Below are 239 nucleotides of genomic sequence, written 5' to 3'. Positions count from 1 at the left end.
GGTGAGGCCGGGAGTTTCGAGCACAACACCCACAAGGAGCATGCCCGCCTGATAGAAGGTGCGGCGCTGTTGGGACGGCTCAACGATGATGAGGCGGCCCTGGCGCATGCCCGGGAGTTGCTGGAATCCTACGCGGCCTGCTATCGCGAGATGCCTTTTCAGGTCGCGCGCAATACCAACCCGCCGGGCAAGCTGTTTCACCAGATTCTCAACGAACATATCTGGTTGCTGCATGCCTC

Annotated in this window: 1 pseudogene; it reads left to right on the top strand. The window is 60.7% G+C overall.

Annotated elements, in window-relative coordinates:
- A pseudogene (locus R0J88_RS23255) lies at positions 1-239 on the top strand (chondroitin lyase); the annotation flags it as partial.

This window comes from Pseudoalteromonas sp. SIMBA_162 (assembly GCF_046535955.1).
GTDB classification, from domain to species: Bacteria; Pseudomonadota; Gammaproteobacteria; order Enterobacterales; family Alteromonadaceae; genus Pseudoalteromonas; species Pseudoalteromonas marina.
The sequence above is the reverse complement of the archived record's forward strand: the minus strand, read 5'-3'. Positions and strand labels throughout refer to the sequence as shown.